This is a genomic window from Janthinobacterium sp. SUN211, from assembly GCF_030587315.1.
Classification (GTDB): domain Bacteria; phylum Pseudomonadota; class Gammaproteobacteria; order Burkholderiales; family Burkholderiaceae_D; genus Janthinobacterium; species Janthinobacterium kumbetense.
In genome coordinates this window covers 854,037-872,316 of the sequence record NZ_JAPWIC010000002.1, presented here as the reverse complement: position 1 = coordinate 872,316, position 18,280 = coordinate 854,037, and the positions used below count along the sequence as shown (strand labels likewise).

At 63.9% G+C, this 18,280-nt stretch carries 18 protein-coding genes and 4 tRNA genes; 7 read left to right on the top strand and 15 right to left on the bottom strand.

Going from position 1 to position 18,280, the window contains the following annotated elements; translation table 11 throughout:
- Nucleotides 1-134 precede the first annotated feature (134 nt).
- Nucleotides 135-974, bottom strand: coding sequence for a M15 family metallopeptidase (locus tag O3301_RS09650; RefSeq protein ID WP_305056230.1), 840 nt, complete (start codon nucleotides 972-974; stop codon nucleotides 135-137).
- A gap of 136 nt (nucleotides 975-1,110) precedes the next feature.
- Here O3301_RS09650 and O3301_RS09645 point away from each other — a divergent pair, with 136 nt between their 5' ends.
- The gene (locus O3301_RS09645) at nucleotides 1,111-1,794 is read left to right on the top strand and encodes a hypothetical protein (protein ID WP_305056229.1); all 684 of its coding nucleotides are present in this window, start codon (nucleotides 1,111-1,113) and stop codon (nucleotides 1,792-1,794) included.
- A gap of 5 nt (nucleotides 1,795-1,799) precedes the next feature.
- Here O3301_RS09645 and O3301_RS09640 read toward each other — a convergent pair whose 3' ends face one another.
- Nucleotides 1,800-2,591, bottom strand: a complete 792-nt coding sequence (locus O3301_RS09640) for an alpha/beta fold hydrolase (protein WP_305056228.1) — start codon at nucleotides 2,589-2,591, stop codon at nucleotides 1,800-1,802.
- 337 nt (nucleotides 2,592-2,928) lie between these two features.
- Between O3301_RS09640 and O3301_RS09635 the strand changes: the two genes are divergently transcribed.
- On the top strand, nucleotides 2,929-3,312 hold the full coding sequence (locus O3301_RS09635; protein ID WP_251351372.1) for a hypothetical protein: 384 nt from the start codon (nucleotides 2,929-2,931) through the stop codon (nucleotides 3,310-3,312).
- 144 nt (nucleotides 3,313-3,456) lie between these two features.
- Here the strand turns inward: O3301_RS09635 and O3301_RS09630 are convergent.
- Nucleotides 3,457-3,532 (bottom strand) — tRNA-Asn (locus tag O3301_RS09630).
- 269 nt (nucleotides 3,533-3,801) lie between these two features.
- On the opposite strand from O3301_RS09630, the gene O3301_RS09625 reads away from it, so the two are divergent.
- Entirely contained in the window at nucleotides 3,802-4,509 is a 708-nt protein-coding gene (locus tag O3301_RS09625) for a GntR family transcriptional regulator (RefSeq protein WP_099667112.1), read from the top strand.
- 109 nt (nucleotides 4,510-4,618) lie between these two features.
- Here O3301_RS09625 and O3301_RS09620 read toward each other — a convergent pair whose 3' ends face one another.
- From O3301_RS09620 to O3301_RS09595, 6 genes are all read right to left on the bottom strand, one after another.
- The gene (locus tag O3301_RS09620) at nucleotides 4,619-5,917 is read right to left on the bottom strand and encodes an NCS2 family permease (protein WP_092606241.1); all 1,299 of its coding nucleotides are present in this window, start codon (nucleotides 5,915-5,917) and stop codon (nucleotides 4,619-4,621) included.
- A 71-nt stretch (nucleotides 5,918-5,988) separates the two neighbouring features.
- Nucleotides 5,989-6,390 carry a GtrA family protein gene (locus O3301_RS09615; RefSeq protein WP_305056227.1) on the bottom strand — a complete coding sequence of 134 codons (402 nt, stop codon included), beginning with the start codon at nucleotides 6,388-6,390 and terminating at the stop codon, nucleotides 5,989-5,991.
- Nucleotides 6,391-6,655: 265 nt separating this feature from the next.
- Nucleotides 6,656-8,119 (bottom strand): cytochrome c, encoded by a 1,464-nt coding sequence (locus tag O3301_RS09610; protein WP_305056226.1) that lies wholly within the window; start codon nucleotides 8,117-8,119, stop codon nucleotides 6,656-6,658.
- Nucleotides 8,116-9,774 carry a GMC family oxidoreductase gene (locus tag O3301_RS09605; RefSeq protein WP_099667110.1) on the bottom strand — a complete coding sequence of 553 codons (1,659 nt, stop codon included), beginning with the start codon at nucleotides 9,772-9,774 and terminating at the stop codon, nucleotides 8,116-8,118. Before O3301_RS09605 ends, O3301_RS09610 begins: the two co-directional genes overlap by 4 nt.
- The gene (locus O3301_RS09600; protein WP_305056225.1) at nucleotides 9,771-10,430 is read right to left on the bottom strand and encodes a sugar dehydrogenase complex small subunit; all 660 of its coding nucleotides are present in this window, start codon (nucleotides 10,428-10,430) and stop codon (nucleotides 9,771-9,773) included. Before O3301_RS09600 ends, O3301_RS09605 begins: the two co-directional genes overlap by 4 nt.
- Before the next feature lie 122 nt (nucleotides 10,431-10,552).
- Nucleotides 10,553-11,569, bottom strand: a complete 1,017-nt coding sequence (locus O3301_RS09595; RefSeq protein ID WP_305056224.1) for a hypothetical protein — start codon at nucleotides 11,567-11,569, stop codon at nucleotides 10,553-10,555.
- Between the two features lie 147 nt (nucleotides 11,570-11,716).
- On the opposite strand from O3301_RS09595, the gene O3301_RS09590 reads away from it, so the two are divergent.
- The 4 genes from O3301_RS09590 (at nucleotide 11,717) to O3301_RS09575 (ending at nucleotide 15,074) form a co-directional block, all read left to right on the top strand.
- On the top strand, nucleotides 11,717-12,223 hold the full coding sequence (locus O3301_RS09590; protein ID WP_305056223.1) for an N-acetyltransferase: 507 nt from the start codon (nucleotides 11,717-11,719) through the stop codon (nucleotides 12,221-12,223).
- Nucleotides 12,208-12,945 (top strand): aspartyl/asparaginyl beta-hydroxylase domain-containing protein, encoded by a 738-nt coding sequence (locus O3301_RS09585; RefSeq protein ID WP_305056222.1) that lies wholly within the window; start codon nucleotides 12,208-12,210, stop codon nucleotides 12,943-12,945. Before O3301_RS09590 ends, O3301_RS09585 begins: the two co-directional genes overlap by 16 nt.
- Nucleotides 12,942-13,964, top strand: coding sequence for a sulfotransferase (locus O3301_RS09580; protein WP_305056221.1), 1,023 nt, complete (start codon nucleotides 12,942-12,944; stop codon nucleotides 13,962-13,964). The genes O3301_RS09585 and O3301_RS09580 overlap by 4 nt, the downstream gene beginning before the upstream one ends.
- Nucleotides 13,965-14,105: 141 nt before the next feature.
- Entirely contained in the window at nucleotides 14,106-15,074 is a 969-nt protein-coding gene (locus tag O3301_RS09575) for an alpha/beta fold hydrolase (RefSeq protein ID WP_099667104.1), read from the top strand.
- A 63-nt stretch (nucleotides 15,075-15,137) separates the two neighbouring features.
- Here the strand turns inward: O3301_RS09575 and O3301_RS09570 are convergent, their stop codons facing one another.
- From O3301_RS09570 to O3301_RS09545, 6 genes are all read right to left on the bottom strand, one after another.
- Complete coding sequence (locus tag O3301_RS09570; RefSeq protein WP_305056220.1) at nucleotides 15,138-15,848, bottom strand: alpha/beta hydrolase; 711 nt, start codon at nucleotides 15,846-15,848, stop codon at nucleotides 15,138-15,140.
- Between the two features lie 184 nt (nucleotides 15,849-16,032).
- Nucleotides 16,033-16,108 (bottom strand) — tRNA-Asn (locus tag O3301_RS09565).
- Nucleotides 16,109-16,198: 90 nt separating this feature from the next.
- Nucleotides 16,199-16,525, bottom strand: a complete 327-nt coding sequence (locus O3301_RS09560; RefSeq protein ID WP_289898498.1) for a Dabb family protein — start codon at nucleotides 16,523-16,525, stop codon at nucleotides 16,199-16,201.
- A gap of 123 nt (nucleotides 16,526-16,648) precedes the next feature.
- A tRNA-Asn gene (locus O3301_RS09555) sits at nucleotides 16,649-16,724 on the bottom strand.
- A 134-nt stretch (nucleotides 16,725-16,858) separates the two neighbouring features.
- Nucleotides 16,859-16,934, bottom strand: a tRNA-Asn gene (locus O3301_RS09550).
- A 131-nt stretch (nucleotides 16,935-17,065) separates the two neighbouring features.
- A complete protein-coding gene (locus O3301_RS09545) occupies nucleotides 17,066-18,280 on the bottom strand; it encodes an amino acid aminotransferase (RefSeq protein WP_180278725.1) in 1,215 nt (404 codons plus the stop codon).

The window sequence follows — 18,280 nt, the reverse complement described above, 5'->3', positions numbered from 1 at the left end:
CGCGCCATTGTTGACATATGACAAGTACCAGGCGCCAGCGCGCGGCAGGCGCCGCTGCACCCTTGACGCTGCGCAAGCAAGCTTGCAGCTGTGAAAATCCGGCCGCCGCGCGGCGCTAGAATGGCTGGCGCGGCTTACTTGCCCAGCACGCGCGGTTGCGGCAATTCCGTGTGGCCGAAGTCCATCATGGTCCAGCGCCCGCCCCAGCGCAGACCCACCGATTCGGCCGTCACGCCATATAAACGGTAGCCGCGCATGGCCCAAGCATTTTTTTCAGAAATGATGAGCTTTCCTTCATGCATGAATGCGCAATCGGCCGCCAGGCCATACTGGTGATAGCTTTGAAACGCCCTCGCGTTCGTCACGTTCGGGCCGGCCGCCGCCAGTTGGTCCTGGCGCGCGGGACTGCGATAGCCTTCCAGCAAGACCATGTCGTAGCCATGCACGTCCTTCATGATCTTGAAGACCAGCAGCAAACGCTGCGCGAAATCGTGGTCGAGCAATTGCCAGTTGCGGCTGGCGCCGCCCAGCAGCGGGCGCAACTGCGTCACTTCTGCCGTGGAAAACAGCAGCGGCGGCAAGGCCGGCGGCGGCACCAGCTGCTCGCCTTTCAGCAAGTCGCTGACCTGGTCATTGATGACGTGTTGCTGGTCGGCATAGCCGCGCAGGGCGATGCGGTCGCTGGACAGCCAGGCCAGCAGCGGCGGCACGATGACCAGCACGCTGCCCGCCAGGCTCAGCCAGCGGTGCCGCCACAGCAGTTGCCAGGCGCGCGCCATGCCCGAGCCCGTGTAACGTTGCACGCGCTGCCACTGCGCGCCGCTGCCGCCCTTCCAGTGCTGCGCGCGCCGCTGCATGCGCCAGCCCAGGTTGACGAGCGTGTGCTGCACGATGGCGCGGCCGCCGGGAAACAGCAGCAGCCAGCAGGCAAAACAGGCGAGCAAGAAATACATCAGGACCAGGGCGACGAACATGGGGCGCTCCGTAAGGGGAATAGCCGGGGCCGGGCAGCGTGCTCGGCGGTATCGCTAGATCGTAGGCGTCCGCGGCCCGCATGAGCGCGGTTTACATCAAGGTCAGTCGAATTTGATCCACTGCGGAGGTGATATTTTGTCTTTACTGAAAACCGGGGATGGCCAGGCGCGCGGTCCCGACCTGCTGGGCAAGGCCGGCGCGGCTGGCGCGCGCATCGAAGGCAAGGGCATCCTGTCGCAGCTCGAACACGGCGTTGCCGCGCCCGCAGCCATGCCGGCCCTGCGCTGGCGTCCCGGCTGGCGGCACGGGGCCGCCGGCGCGCTGTGCCTGGCGGTGCTGGTCACGGCCGTGTTCGCCTACGATACGGAGGTCTTGCCGCGGCCCCGGCCGGCAGCGCCCGCCACGGCCATGGCGCCGCCCGCAATGCCGGGGCCAACGGTGCCGCCACGGGCGGCGCAGGCGGCCACCATCGTCAATACGGCGGCACCGCCCTTGCCCGAGGCGACGGCCGCGAGCGCGCCGCGCAAGACGCCGCCGCCCGTGCGCCAGGCGGCCGCGCGGCCACAGGGGACGCGGCCGGCTGGCGCGCCCGGCGACAGCGACGTCGCCTTGCTGACGGCGATGGTGGCCCATGCGCACCGGCAAGAAGGCACGGCAGCGCCCGTGCGCGACGTGGTGCTGCGCAGGCAGGAACAGGAGCAGGAACAGGAAACGGCGGAACTGTTACGGCGCTGCAAGCAGCTGGGCTTGATCGAAGGCATGCTGTGCCGCTCGCGCATCTGCTCGGGCCGCTGGGACAGCGATCCCGCCTGCCATTGAGGAACTCATGTGTGTCTCGGATGCGTGGCCGCCTCCATGCGGCCCTGCAAAAAGCCTTCCATCAACGCCAGCAATGCCTGCGGCTGCTCCTGGTGCGGCGTATGGCCGCACTGCTCGACCATGGCGGGCACGGCGTTGAGCGCCTGCGCCACGATCGTGTCGACCTGGGCCGCGCTGCCGTACTGGTCCTCGCTGCCCTGCACCACCAGCGCCGGGCATTCGACGGAAGGCAGCAGGTACTCGATGTTCCAGAACTGGAAACCATAGCTGAGCCAAGTATCCGACCAGGCCTTGAAGATGGTCTCCGTCTTGTCGCCATGGTATTTCGCCAGCGCGCGCAGCTTGCCCGCGCCAAACGCCGCGTCCGCCACGCGGATGCCCTCGAGCGTGATGCCCTCGACAAACACGTGCGCCGCTTCGGTGATGATGCCGCGCAAGCGCGGCGGCTGCTGCGCCGCATAGATCAGGGCGATGCTGCCGCCATCGGAATGGCCGACGAGAAAATGATCCTGTCCCGGCAGCAGTGCCGCCAGCACTTGCGGCAGCTCGCACAGCGCATAGTCGTGCAAATAATGGAGCTGCCGGCGCGCCGCCAGCGGCGACGACTGCCCATAGCCGTGGCGGTCGTACAGCAAGCCGCGGCACCCCGTCGCCTGGCATAGCTGCGCAGGGAAGTCTTTCCACATCGCGCAGCAACCGAGTCCCTCGTGCAGGAATACCAGGCAGGGCTTGGCGGGGTCGCCTTCGATCAATTCGTAATAGATATCGGTTTCGGCACTCAGGTTCAGTATCGGCATGGGCTAGGCTCGCAACGGGTTCCGCATCGGCAGGTCGGCTGGGCCTATTGTGCCATTGTCCTGCGCGGCATGCGTGGCGCCCCGTAAAAATAGCCTGCGGGAAAAGATCTTGCCGCCTGCCTGCAAGGTGTTTGCGCCAGCACAAGCGAGCGCCGTTTTTCCGGTGGCGCCGCCCCCTTTTTGCCCGCGCGTTTGCCTAGAATAGCTTACTCCCACAGCATGGAGCAGGCGGCTACCTTATCAGCCAGGACGTGACACTGGCCGTCACGGCAACAGATAGGGCGTCTTGCCGCACGACGACAGGCGCGGCGTCCAAACTATCGATCAGGAGTACATCATGGAAATGAAAGTAGAACATCGCACCGGCAGCAACCTGGCACTGGAAGAAACCGAGCTGCCGATGGAACAGGAAGGCCAAAGCGCCAAAGGCGCGGCCGCGCAGGACTTGAACCTGAGCCCCGCCGCCTTCACCACCTACTACACGTGGACGGCCAACGGCGTGCATCCTTCGGTCAACTTCGCCAATGCCAACGTGAAAGCCAATTCGCGCGTCTTCCTCAACATCAGCGAATACGGCGCCACTGCCCAGGATCGTTTCATTGGCGCCGCCCGCATGGCCGTGTACAACATTGCGCCATACAACGGCGGCTTCCGGGCCTGGGTGGAAATCTCGTGGGGCAGCCCGCTCAAGGTGCGTTTCGACGTGTTTGTCGATCCCTGATCCGGGAAACACTGCGCGCCCCCTGCCAGCAGCGGGCCGGCGTCGCGCACGCCGCTAACACGGCATGGCCAGCGTGAACGGAAACCGTGCGCGCATGACAAAAGGGCCACGTGTTGCCACGTGGCCCTTTGCTGCTGCTTGTTCTGGCTCCCCGACCTGGACTCGAACCAGGGACCTGCGGATTAACAGTCCGTCGCTCTACCAACTGAGCTATCAGGGAAAGGAGGCCGAATTATATACGTCAAAATTTCCCATGTCCAGTCGTTACGACATGGTTGCTGCATGAGCAGCAAAACAGGCTACCGGCGAGCCAGCCTCGCCAGATGGCTGCGCCCGTCTGCGCGGTGCCACGCAAGATAGTAGAATAGCCAGGCCTTGCCGATATGGAAGGCGCACAACGGCATGCCGGCAACGGGGCGTCAACCACGCCGCCGCGCGGACATGCGCTTGCAAGCTCACCTTGCCCCTGGCTTACTGCTCTCACCCGACATGACAGAATCAAGCGCAACCCTGGTGGACAAACCCGGCAGCGGCGACAGCTCGGCGGAAATTGCCGAGCATATGGCGGCCGCCATCGTGGCGCGCCAATTGCCGCCCGGCACCCGGCTGCGCGAAGAAGCGCTGTGCCGGCTGTATGGCGTCAGCCGCACCAAGATCCGCGCCGCCCTGCTCATTCTTTCGAAAGATAAACTGATCCGCATGGTGCCCGACAAGGGCGCCTTCGTCAGCCAGCCGACCGAGGCGGAGGCGCGCGACATCTTTGCCGCGCGGCGCGTCATCGAAGCGGCCCTGGCGCGCGAATTCGTCGCGCGGGCCAAGCCTGCCGACTACCGGATGCTGGAGCGCCACCTGAAGGCGGAACGCCTGGCGCTGGCGCAAGCGACGCCGCTGCGTTCGCAACTGCTGGGCGACTTCCACGTCTTGCTGGCCGATATCGCCGGCAACGCCGTCCTGCGCGACATCGTGCGCGAACTGGTGGGCCGCAGCTCGCTCATCACCATGCTGTACCAGTCCGGCCATGCCGCCGCCTGCTCGTACGACGAACACGGCCGCTTTCTCGAGGCGGCGCGCAACGGCGACGCGGACCTGGCGGCGCGCCTGATGGTCGAGCACCTGTCGCACGTGGAAGCGGCCTTGCGCTTCGACGGCAGCGCCAGCGACGACAGGAAAGACCTGGTGGCCGCGCTGCTGATGTAGGCCCCGTCATCAAAAAAGGCCGCCCCTGCGGATGCACGGGCGGCCTTTTTGCGATTGCCGCTTTTTCGATAGCAGTACCGGACGCGCGGCTCCGGCCCTGCCCTCCCCGCTATTCGCCCAGGTAGATAAACTTGAACAGGAAGATGGCGGCGATGATGTAAGCCACCACGGACACTTGCTTGCCCTTGCCCGTCAACAGTTTCAATACCGCATAGGTGATGAAGCCGAACGCAACGCCGCTGGCCACGGAATACGTAAAGGGCATCATCAAGGCCGTGATGGCGGCAGGAATGCTTTCCGTGCTGTCATCCCAGTCGATGAAAGTCAGTTCGCGCAGCATCAGGCACGCCACGTACAGCAGCGCCGGCGCCGTCGCGTACGGCGGCACCGTGTGCGCCAGCGGGGCGAAGAACAGGCTGCCCAGGAACAGCAATGCAACGGCCACGGCCGTCAAGCCCGTGCGGCCGCCCGCTTGCACGCCGGCAGCGCTTTCCACGAAGGCCGTGGTGCTCGACGTCCCCAGGCAGGCGCCTGCCGCGATCGCCGTGCTGTCGGCCAGCAAGGCCTTGTTCATGCGTTCCATCTTGCCGTCTTTTAACAAGCCGGCGCGGTTGGCCACGCCCATCAGGGTGCCCGTCGCATCGAACAATTCCACCAGGAAAAATACCAGCACCACGTTGACGATGCCGATCGACAGCGCGCCCATGATGTCGAGCTTGAACAAGGTCGGCTCGATGGCGGGCGGCGTCGAAACGATGCCGTTGAACTGGTTGCCGCCAAAGAAGAAGCTGGCAACGGTGATGGTGAGGATGCCGATCAGGATGGCGCCCGGCACTTTCAGGCGGTCCAGCGCGACGATGATGAAAAAGCCGAGGATGGCCAGGATGGGCGCCGCCTGGTGCAAGTCGCCCAGCGCGATGATGGTGGCCGGGTTAGACACCACCACGCCGGCGCTTTTCAGGGAAATGATCGCCAGGAACAGGCCGATACCGACGGTGATGGCCGTGCGCAGCGCGGGCGGGATGCTGTTGATGATCATCTCGCGCACCTTGAACAGGCTGACCAGGATGAACAGGCAGCCGGAAATGAAGACGGCGCCCAGCGCCACTTCCCAGCTCATGCCCATGCCCTTGACCACCGTGTACGAGAAATACGCATTCAAGCCCATGCCCGGCGCCAGCGCGATCGGGTAGTTCGCGTACAGACCCATGATCAGGGTGCCGATGGCGGCCGCCAGGCAGGTGGCAACAAAAACGGAGTCTTTCGGCATGCCCGCGTCGCCGAGGATGGACGGGTTGACGAAGATGATGTAGGCCATCGTCAGGAACGTGGTCAGGCCGGCCAGCAGCTCCGTGCGCACATTGGTTCCGTTGTCCTTCAGTTTGAAATAGCGTTCCAGGAACTGCATGATTAACCCCTTGTTTTGGTAAAACCGGGCGCCTGCGTGTGGCCAGTGCGCCTCTTTTTATGACGAAATGACTACTTTCCCGCTGCGCCCGCCGGCTTGAAGGCCCACCAGCGGCTGCCCGCGAAATTCCAGACCAGCCCGATTCCCGTCGCCAGCACCTGCGCCAGCCAGTAATACCAGCCCAGCTGGTGTACCAGCAGCCACATCAGGCCCGTATTGATGCACCAGCCGATGCCCAGCAGGGTGAAATACTTGCTGGCCGCCTCGCCATGGCCCTTGTCGCTCTTGAACGTGAAAAAGTAATTGAGGAGGTAGTTGACGATGGAACCGAGGATGTAGCCGATGCCGGACGCGGCGGCGGCACTGATGCCGGCCCATTCCACGCCACCCCACAGCACGCTGTATTGCACGGCCGTGCCGGAAGCGCCGACGGCGGCGAAACGCAAAAATTGGTGATGCAGGGAATGGGACATTGTCAATTTTCAAATAAGACGAAAACAATTGCCGGGATCGGGCCAGAATAAAAAATGGCTACGATTGCTCGTAACCATTTTTCAGCCTGCATTTTACTGCAAGTTGCGCCCAACGTTCATATTCGCCGCCGTTTCGACACTTATAACGCCTAACAAAACCGTAGCGAGCGGAAGGAAGTTGTGGTTGAGAAGCGCAACTGTACGAAGGTACAGTGAGCATCGCAGACCGCAAATTACGACGCGCAGTAGGTTTTGATAGGCGTACTTATTCCTTGCGCTGGCGGCGCCTGCGCAGCCACACAAACAGCGCGATCAACAGCAAGATTCCCACGATGCCGCCCGGCAGCATAAACGGTTGTGCCCGCGCCAGCACGGGTTTCTCGCCGCCGCTGCGCGCCTGCGCCACATACGCGGGCGTGACGGACACATCCGGATTGCCATACTGCTTCAGCACGTAATTGGCGATAGCGGCGATCTGCTCGTCCGTCAAGGGTTGCACATACGAACGCTGGTCGAAACGGGGCATGAACGCTTCATGCTCTTCCCCTTCGATCTTGCGCTCTACGCCAAACAAGATGGCCGAGACCAGGTTGGCCGGCGTGCTACCGCCCGTCGCCGTGTTGTTGAACAGGGCGGGATAGGCCTGGCCCGTGCTGCCGGCACCGCTGGCCGAATGGCAGCTGGCGCAGTAGCCGGAAAACAGGATCGCGCCGCTGTTAAGCGAATGGCGCTCGGTGGAACTGGCCATGCCGCGCAGCAGCGGCTCTTCGCTGGCGGCGCTGCCATGGCTGAAGGCAGCTTGCGTCTGCCCCTGCGCGCGCACGGGCGGCACCGTGCGCAGCCAGGCCACGATGGCGGCCACGTCGTCGTCGCGCAAAAACTGCAGGCTGTTCTGGATGGCTTCGGCCATGCCGCCCGCCGCCTGCCCCTTGCCTTCCACGTGGCCCGTCTTCAGGTAAGCCGTGAGTTCCGCATCCGTCCACGCGCCGATGCCGCTGACCTTGTCGGACGTGATGTTCGGCGCATGCCAGGAACCGAGCGACGCGCCCGCCAGGGTCTGGCTGCCGATTTCCGCCATCAGCGCGTTGCGCGGCGTATGGCAGGCGCTGCAGTGCGCCAAGCCTTCGGCCAGGTAGGCGCCGCGGTTGATCTGCGCGCTCTTCGTGGGGTCCGGCACAAAGCGTTTATTGTCCAGGAACAAGGTATTCCAGCCCAGCATCGACAAGCGCACATTGAACGGGAATGGCAAGGCCGTCTGGCGCGCCGGAGCGTCGACAGGTTGAACGGCCTGCATGAAGTAGTAATACAGGTCGCCCACGTCCGCATCCGTCAGCTGCGCATAGCTGGTGTAGGGCATGGCGGGATACAGATGGCTGCCATCGGCGCGCACGCCTTCGCGCAGCGCGCGCGCAAAGTCGGCTTCCGTGTAGCGGCCGATGCCGCCTTGTTTCGAAGGCGTGATATTCGTCGCGTAAATCGTGCCCAGGGGCGAATCGATGGCGTAGCCGCCCGCGTACGGCTTGCCGCCCGCTGCCGTATGGCAAGCCATGCAGTCGGCCGCGATGGCCAGGTAGCGGCCCCGCTCGAGGCGCGCATCGGGCTTGGCGGCCGCCGGCGCGGCGGGACGGTCCGGCGTCAGGGTGACGGGCGGCGCCGAGGCAGGCACGGCAGCGATGGCGCCGCCGGCCAGCAAGGCCAGGCCAAGAGCGAAGGACAGGCGGCGCATCATGCTGCCTCCCTTGCCAGGGTGCGGGCGATGTCGTCGGCCGCGCGCAAACCGAGCGCGGCCATGCTGAGGGTGGTGTTGACGACGCTGGCCGACGGCATGGCGCCGCCGCCCGGCAGCCACAGGTTGGCGTGATCGTGGGCGCGGCAATTGCCGTCGACCACGGAATCGGCGCGATTGGAACCCATGATGACGCCGCCCATGATGTGGTTATTCGCGTTCAGGCTGTCGGTGATATGGAATTCCACGGCGCCGAACAGCTTGCCGATGTGCTCCAGCTGCGCATGCGCGGCCTTCGCGCCATCGCGCACATAGTCGCCCACGTCATAGTAGATGTCCGGGCAGGCCAGGCCCAGCGGGTCCTTGCGCGTCTTGCTCAAGGTCAAACGGTTGTGCGCTTCCGGCAGCGGCTCCAGGCTGATCGACAGGTCCACGCCGAACGCGGCGCGGCGGCGGATTTCATCGTCGAGATCCTTGCCCACCAGGCCCAGCTTCAAGGATTGCTGGGTAGCAGGTCCAACGCGGGTGATATTGTTCAAGATCATCTTGTTGGCCGAATACTGCGCGCGGAAGGCGCCATCGCGCGGCCCCACCAGGCAGCTGCTCTGCGCCGGGCCGCGGCCCGTCCAGATCGGTTCATTGGCGAGGAAAGTACAGTGGAAACCCGAGTGGTCCATCATGTTGCGGCCCACCTGGTCGGAACTGTTGGCGATGCCGTTCGGATTGTTCTGGTTCGCCGCCAGCAGCAGCAAACGGGGCGTTTCGATGCCATTGCAGGCGATCACGAAGGCCTTGCCGGTCGCCATGTGCGACTGTTTCTTCGCGTCATACCAGTGCACGGCCGTCACGCGGTTGTTGTGGTCCGTGTCAATGCGGTAGACGACGGCCTCGGCCAGCACACCAGCGCCCTTCAGCTCGGCCCGCTCCACGTGGTGGATGCCGTTGTACATGGCGCCGATGGGGCAGATCGGCTGGCAATTGTTATTGCCGCAGCAAGTCGGGCGTCCCTGCCATGGGCGCGTCGAGCGGCCTTGCGGAATCGGCACGGAACGGTAGCCGTGCGGGTTGACCACTTCGGCAAAGCGCTTGTCGCCATAGCCCCAGGGCACCATGTCCATCGGATACGGCGCGCTGCGCTCGCTGGGCGACTGCAGCGCGGGATCGTTGGGGCCGGCCACGCCCATTTCCTGCTCGGCGCGGCAATAGTACGGTTCCAGCTCATCGTAGGAGATGGCCCAGTCGCGCCCTACCCCGTAATCGCTTTTCATGCGCATGTCGGACGGCAAATGGCGCCAGCACGACGCAGCCCAGTGCCAGGTCGTGCCGCCCACCGTGCGCAGGTAGCCCTGCTGGAAACTGCTGCCGCTGGGGCCGGACAATTCCACATAGTTGTTTTTTGGAAAATACAGCGGCGCGGGCGCGTTGTCCGCCTGCGGATACAGGCCCTGGAAGTCGGAACCGACGCGGTTCTCGAACGGCATGTTGCGCCAGTTTTCCACGGCTTGGCCCCGCTCGATGCGCAAGCCCGCTTCCAGCATGATCACGGAGTGACCCTGTGCGGCCAGCTGGTCGGCCATCATGGCGCCGACGACGCCGGTCCCGACGATGACGACATCGGCGACGACGTCGCCATTACTCTTGAATTGGGGTGATTTCATTTTGCTTGCTTGCCTTTGGTTTCGGGAGTGCCGGTGGTGGCCGGGGCCGGTACGGGTTTTGGCGCCACGGGCGCGGACACGCCCACGGCGGGCGGCGCCTTCAGCCACCACAGGGGGCCGTAATTGCAGTAAGTCGGCACGACCTGGCCATCGGCCACCGTGCGGTACATCAACGCTTCCGCATACGCGACGACGATGGATTTCGTGCCCTGCGCCGCATTTCCGGCGACGGTGCCTGTGTACCAGGCGGCAACGATGGCCAGGGCCAGCTCGCGCAGACCCGCATCGGCGGCGCTGGCGGCCGCCAGCAGGGCCTTGGCTTCCTGGCCCGTGACGAGCAGCGCACCCAGCCGTGGCAACTGGTCGGCAAAGCCGGGCACGTTGGTGCGCATGGCTTGCTCGATGCGCGCCGCCGTCGCGGCGGACAGGTCGCGGTGGCCCGTGATCGTTTGCGACAAGGTGTAGAACAGCATGGTGGCGGGCGCCAGGCCGGTGGCCGGAGCGCTGGCCGGCGCCGACATGGCGGCGGACAGGGGATTGCTCCAGAAACCGGCCTGCGCCAGCAGGGCAGCCAGGCCGATCAGGGCGTGGCGGCGGCTGATGCGGGGAAGGGATGAAACGGATGTTGCAGATGGTTCAGTGCCTGGATGGTTCATGAGACTCCCGCAAGACTTGTTATTTTATTGACTTCGATGATTGCGCTACATTGCATTTGCGCATAGATGGAACCGGTTCCATATTATCCTACAGAAGTAAATAGTCTGCCAATGTAGTACTACTACTGAGACACTGCCCTGGGCAATTCCGGCATGGATTCAGGCATTCTGCGCAGGCAAAACGCCAATCCCGGCTGGCTGCCCAGGCGGTAATGGAAGTCGAGCACGCTGCCGCCGGCCAGGCTGGGCTTGCCGGGCAAGGCCAGGGGCAGGTTCAGGCTGCACTCATGGTCGCCCAGGACGATGTCGCCATGCACGCGGATGCGCGTCAGCAATCGCGGCGCCTGCTCCAGCACGTCGGGCAGGCGGATGCTGGCGGCCGGCAAGCTCTCCCCCCCTTCATCCTGCCAGGCGCGCAAGGCGTCCGCATCGAGGGTAAACACGCAGCCCCAGTCGGTGCACGGCGCATCCGGCGCGCGCCGGTCCAGGCCCAGGTGCACGGTGACGGCCGCCGGCAGCAGCGTCGCCGCGGGCGCTTGCGCGTGCAAATTGCGCAGGATGGCCACCTGCGGCTCCTTGCCCAGCGCCGTATTCATGGTTTCGCTGACGATCACGTCCGGCATGCCGCCGGCAGGAATGCGGCAGGCGGCCGCGTCGGCGCAAAGGTACTCGGCGACGTGGCTGTCCAGGCCCAGGGCGGCAATCAGGTCGCGCGCATACGCCAGGGTCTCGGCATGCACGTCGAGGATGGAAAACTGCACCAACTGCGCATCCAGCACGGCCATCACCGGCAAGGCCAGCAGGGCGAACGGGCCGCAACCCGCGTACAACACCCGCACTGGCTGCCCGCCGCTCACGTCCAGGCGCTCGCGCACGGCCTGCGCCAGGCCCTGGATGAAGGCGGCGCTGCGGTACGGCTCGCGCGCGCACAGTCCCGCCTGCACGGGCGAGATGGCCCAGCCGCTGGGCAGAAAACTTTCGCCATCGCGCAAGCCGTCCTGCCGGTCCATGGACAGGCGAGAATGGCGCTCGACGAGCTGGCGCAGCTGCACCGTTTCGCCGACCAGGCTGGCCAGGGAGCGCTGCGGATCGCACAGCGCGGCCGCAATGGCGGCCAGTTCCGCGCGCGCCGGATTCACGCGCGACTCCACGGGCAAGGCGGGATAAAGACAGAATGCATGGCGGCCTCCTTGAAATGATTGCAAGTACGCGGAAAAATTGGCAGCATAGCAAATAAATACATGCCTGCTCATTTGCCGCCATCGCAACCACCTACCGGAGCACCGATGCACGCCTTGCCGCTTTCCGCCCTCGCCAGCCTGCCCGCCCCCTACCAGTTGCGCGTCCAGCGCGACGACGACGAGGGCTTTGCCGCCGCGCTGTACGGCTCCACCCGCGACGACTTGCGCCAGATGCCGGCCGCGCCCGCCGTCATCGAACAGCTGATCGCCATGCAGCAGCGCATGCAAAGCCACGGCTATCGCCAGACGTATCCGCACGCCGTGTACCTGGTGCTGCAGCACGGCGACACGCCCATCGGACGCCTGATCCTGGAGCGCCGGAATCAGGTGCTGCACCTGGTCGACATCGCCATCCTGCCCGCCGCGCAAGGCCAGGGCGCCGGCAGCGCCGTGCTGCGCGGCCTGCAGGCGCAAGCCGCTGCGGAGCAATGGCAGATCCACCTTGCCGTCAACAAAAGCAACGCCGCCGCGCGCGCACTGTACCAGCGGCTGGGCTTTCGCCTGCGCGGGGAAAACGAGGTGCAGGAGCAACTGGAATGGAGCGCGCCATAGTGCCGGCGCAACATACCCCCAGCACCTGGCTGCAACTGCCGCTGCGCTTCGACGTGGCGCGCATGCAGGGTGACAGCGACCAGTTCGCCGCCGGCGAGTGGATCAGCCATTTCAACACGGGCGCCTATGACACGGGCTGGAGCTGCATACCGCTGCGCTCGCCCGGCGGAGCAGCCGGCGATATCATGCCCGTCAACGGCCCCGCCTATGCCGCCACGCCGCAACTGGCGCGCTGCCCCTGCCTGCGCGAGGTGCTTGCCAGCTTCGCATGCGAGCTTCACGCCGCGCGCCTGATGGCGCTGGCGCCGGGCACCCTCATCCGCGAGCACCGCGACGCCGGCATGTCGCTGGCCGATGGCCTGGTCCGCATCCATGTCCCCATCCACACCTCGCCGCAGGTGCTGTTTACCATCGATGGCGCAACCGTCCACTTCACGGCCGGGCACGCCTGGTACATGGATGCCAGCTGCCTGCACGCGGTGCACAACCGGGGCACGACGCCGCGCATCCACCTCGTGCTCGACTGCATCAGCAATGCCTGGCTCGAAGCGCTGTTCGCCTCGGCCGGCTTCGTGCCGAAAGCGCCCCACAGGTATGGCGACCCCAGCATCAACGATGGCAATGTGCGGGCCGTCATCGCCCAGTTGCGGCTATCGCCCTCGCCCGCCAGCCTGGCGCTGGCCAGCGCGCTGGCTGCCCTGGCCGACGGGAACGCGCCGTGAGCGCCGCGCCAGGCCTGGCCCAGCAGGAGCGCTTGCTGGCCAGGGGCGAGACGGTGCCGTGGCACGAGGGCATGGACCTGCGCGGCTGGTATCCGCTGTACGTGGAGCGGGGCGAAACATGGGCGGACGCCGCCATGTGCTGGCGCAAATTGGGGGAAACACCCTTCAGCGACGCCTTCTTTGTCAATACCCTGGCGCGCCAGCCGCACGGGGAGCGCCGCGTCTGCCGCACGCCGCTGGCGGCGCTGGCGACGCTCGGCGATTGCCTGGCGCCCGACGCCTTCATCTTCCATGTCTCGCGCTGCGGCTCGACCCTGCTGAGCCAGCTGTTGGCGTCCTTGCCGCAATGCATCGTCATGTCCGAGCCGCCCGTCATCGACTCGCTGCTGCGCCTGCATCACGACGGCGCCGACCCGGCGGCCAGCGTGGCCCTGCTGCGCCAGGCCATCCTGGCCCTGGGCCAGCGCCGTTCCGGCGCACAGACGCACTTGTTCATCAAGTTCGACTGCTGGCACATCCACAGCCTGGACTTGCTGCGGCAAGCGTTTCCCGGCACGCCCTGCCTGTTCGTCTACCGCGAACCGCTGGCCGTGCTGGCCTCGCACCAGCGCCAGCGCGGCCCGCAGATGGTGCCCGGCATGCTGCACCCGGCACAGCTGCCGCTGCCCGCACACCAGCTGGCGCCGGGCGATCTCGATGGCTATACGGGCCTCGTGCTGGCCAGCCTGTTCGACGCCGCCCGGTCCCATGCGGCGGCAGGCCAGCTGCAGTTAATTAACTATAAGCAATTGCCCGACATCCTCTTCAGCGATGTATTGCCCCGCTTCGGCATCGCCGCCACAGCGGCGCAGTTGCAAGCGATGCGCGCGCAAGGCGGCGTGCATGCGAAGTACGGCACGGCTTACCACGGCGATCCGCCCGCGCCCGCGGCAAGCGGCCTGGCCGCCATCGCCGCGCAATTGCAAGCCGCTTATCTGGCGCTGGAAGCGTTGCGGCTGCATGCCGGGCAACGTCAATGATTTTCATAAACCCAACTTTTAAACGAGGAGGCATGTCGACGTACCCGCTGGAAACCATGCGATAAATTAGCTGTTCAACTGCGGCGCAGAATGCGCCGGTGCAAGCAACCTGAAACCGACCCTGACACCATGATAAAAAAAATGACATTGGCAGTGCTCTTGACCGCCCTGATTCCCTTCTACGCATGCAAGGCGCAAACCACTGCGGCAGCGACACCCGCTTCCGCGGAAGTCACCACCACCCTGACACCCGATATTGGCGGCATCAAGCAAGTGGTGGAAATCAAGACGGACGACGCGAACAAGCCCGTGCTGCTGTTTTTATCCGGCGGCCCGGGAAGCTCCATGATCAAGGGGGCGGATGCCTTTACGAATCTCCTGAAAAGCAGATTTACGATTGTGCAATGGGACCAGCGGGATGCCGGAAAAACCTTGAAACTGAATCCCTCCCCCACGCAGCCGTCCGTCGGGCAGATGGAGCAGGACACGTATCAAGTCATCCAATTTCTGCGCAAGGAGTTAAAGCAGGACAAAATATACTTGCTGGGCAGTTCCTGGGGCAACGTCCTGGGCTTTGATATCGTCAAGCGTCACCCGGAACTGCTGCATGCCTATTTCGCGTCGAATCCTGTCGTGAGCCAGCTGGAAAGCGAGAAAGAATTGCTGCAAGCCTTGAAAGTGCACTTCAAGGACAATGCCGTCGCCAGCCAGGAGCTGAACAGCATCAGTTTTCCGTTTGCGAGTGACGAAAGCATGTTTTATTTACGGAAATGGCTTTTTTACAAGGATGGCAAGGCATTTGCGACGAGCGAAGGTTTCAAGACGGGTTTTCTGCAATGGTCAAAGACCTGGTCGCCCGTCTGGAACGAGGTCATGAACATTGATTTGCCCAAGACCTTGAAGAGCGTTGACTGCCCCGTGTATTTCTTCGTCGGCAAAAACGATATCCAGACCTCGACCAGGATCACGCAAGCGTATTTCGACACCTTGAAGGCGCCAAGGAAGGGCTTGTTTTTCTTCGAGCATTCCGGGCATCAGATACACCAGGATGAACCGGTGCAATTTCAAGAAGCCATCATCAAGACCTTGGATGCGACTGCCAAGCCCTGATGCAACGCCCCATGACATGGGGCCCTTTTCGGGGGCCGACAGGCTGGCCGGCGCACTGCCGGCCTAGTCGCCGGCAATGCTCGCCGCAGCCTTGCTAATCAGCGACGCCACGGCGTGGGCTTGCGAAATGTAAATGGCATGGCTGCCGGCAACTTCGACCACCGTCGAGCCCGCCCGTTCCGACATCTGGCGCTGCATCGCCGGTGCAATCATCTGGTCCCCGGTCGCGACCAGGTACCAGCTGGGCTTGCTCCTCCACGCTGGCGCGCTGACCACGCCCGTCAAGGCAGCCATCCCCCAGGGCACTTGCGATGCCGCCATGAAGTTGGCCTTGTGCCTGGGGACATCGGCGGCAAAGGCGGCCGCAAACTTTTTCTGGTCGAGCAGCAGGAAGCCATCGTGCGGCGGCAAGATCGGCGGCACCGGCGCGCCAGGCGGGGCATTCTTCAGCAAGGAATCGACTGACTCCCCTTGATCGGGCACAAACGCCGCGATGTAGACCAATGCCTTGACCTTGGGATCGTTCCCCGCTTGCGTGACCACGGCGCCCCCATACGAATGACCGACCAGGACCACGGGACCAGGCACTGCGGCGATGACCCGGCCCGTCGCGGCCACGTCGTCCGCCAGCGATAGCGTTGGGTTTTGCACAATGGCAACGTGACAGCCTTCGTCACGCAGTGCCCGGTAAACGCCTTCCCAGCCGGACCCGTCGACAAAACCACCATGCACGAGCACGATCGTCGCCGGTCCGGCGCGCGCGATGTCATCCATGTCAGCCCCTCCCGGAAATTGCAAGCGATGACAGAGCCGCCAACGCCTTGTCTCTTCCAGCATAGCGCCAGATGCCTGGCGGTCCATGCGGTGGATCAAGAGCAGGCGACACGGGCGTCTGCGCCGGCCCTGAAATGCAAAAAGCCCAACCGGTGAAGGCTGGGCTTTCTGCTACTGCGTGTTCTGGCTCCCCGACCTGGACTCGAACCAGGGACCTGCGGATTAACAGTCCGTCGCTCTACCAACTGAGCTATCAGGGAAAAGAGGCCGCATTCTATAGGGGAAATTTTACGATGTCCAGATTTCCCCCAGAAAAATGTATATTTTCCCGGCTTCACCTTGCCCGTCGGTCAGCCGGGATGCTCTTGCGGGTAGTAGTCAAAGACCAGCACCCGGCCCAGCCATGGCTTGAGCTGCTCGACAAAGGCCAGGTGGGCCGCATGGGTCAGGTACCCATCGCGGGCGGCGGCATCATCGAAGGTCAGGGTAAAGCAATCGGTAAAGCCGTCGTCGAGGCCTTCCGGGCTGACGTTCGGCCCCCATTCGAATTGCCGCACGCCGGGAATGCGGTGTTTCAGCTGGGAAAACTCGTAGACGAGCTCGGCATGCTTGGCAGACGTGATGCCATCGAGGAAGTCGCACAGGACGATGTGGCGCAAGGCGGAGGTACAAGTCATGGGAAGGTGCTCCTGAAGTGATACATTCAGGATAGCGCAAAACGCGATTACGCACAGGCAAGCCCCGCTGGCGGCGGCGGAAAACAAAAAAGGCCATGTTTTTCAACATGGCCTTCCGAATTCTGGCTCCCCGACCTGGACTCGAACCAGGGACCTGCGGATTAACAGTCCGTCGCTCTACCAACTGAGCTATCAGGGAAAAGAGGCCGTATTATATAGGCCAAACTTGGCGCTGTCCAGATTTCCATAGGGAAAATCTTATCCTGCCCCAAGCTGCGCACCGGCGGCGCAAAACAAAAAAGGCCACGTTTTTCAACGTGGCCTTCCGAATTCTGGCTCCCCGACCTGGACTCGAACCAGGGACCTGCGGATTAACAGTCCGTCGCTCTACCAACTGAGCTATCAGGGAAAAGAGGCAATATTATATGTCGTTTGTTCCATATTTGCAAGACCGCTACTGCATCTTCACAAACATGGCCATCGCCGACTTTCTACCGCCATCAGCGCCACACTTGCATGCAGCGCCGAAGAAGCAAGATCTTAAAGCACTTTGGCGATCGCGTCAATAACGATGTCGATATTGCGCGAATTCAATGCTGCCACGCAAATACGGCCCGTGTCGACGGCGTAGATCGATTGCTCGCGCAGCGACGCCACCTGCTCCTTGGTCAAGCCCGAGTACGAGAACATGCCGATTTGCTGGCGCACGAATTCGAAGTCGTGGCCTGGCGCCTTGGCTTTCAGCTTTTCCACGAAGGCATTGCGCATTTCGCGGATGCGCACGCGCATGCCGGCCAGTTCCTCTTCCCACAGCTGGCGCAGTTCCGGCGTGGCCAGGACGGTGGCGACCACCTTGCCGCCGTGTACCGGCGGGTTCGAGTAGTTGGTGCGCACGACGCGCTTCAGTTGCGACAGCAGGCGTGCCGCTTCGTCGGCGCTGGCGGCGACGACGCTCAGGGCGCCCACGCGCTCGCCGTACAGCGAGAACGATTTCGAGAACGAGTTCGATACCAGCAGCGGGCCGCCCGCGTCGGCGAAGCGGCGCACCACGGCGCCGTCTTCGGCGATGCCGTTGGCGAAGCCTTGATAGGCCATGTCCAGGAACGGCACCAGGCCGCGCGAGGTCACCACGCTGATGATCTGATCCCACTGGGCCACGCTCAGGTCGGCGCCGGTCGGGTTGTGGCAGCAGGCGTGCAGCACGACGATGGAACCGGCTGGCATGGCGTTCAGGCTGGCCAGCATGCCGTCGAAGTTCACGCCATGGGTGGCGGCATCGTAATACGTGTAGTTATTCACGACGAAACCGGCGTTCTCGAACAGCGCGCGGTGGTTTTCCCAGCTTGGGTCGCTGATGTAGACCTGGGCACCCGGCGCGAAGCGCTGCAGGAAGTCGGCACCGATCTTCAACGCGCCCGTGCCGCCGATGGCTTGCACGGTCACGGCGCGGCGCTCTTGAATTACGGCGCTATCGGCGCCAAATACGAGTTCTTGCACAGCCTTGTCGTAGGCGGCGAGGCCTTCGATCGGCAGGTAGGTGCGTGGGGCTGCCTGTTCGATCAGGATGGCTTCTGCCTTGCGTACGCAAGCTAACAGAGGCACTTTGCCGTTGTCGTCATAATAGACGCCGACGCCCAGATTGATTTTGGCGGGATTCTGGTCCGCGTTAAATGCTTCGGTGATGCCCAGGATCGGGTCGCGTGGGGCCATCTCGATGGCGCTAAACAGACTGGCAGAAACAGTTGGGTTCGTCAT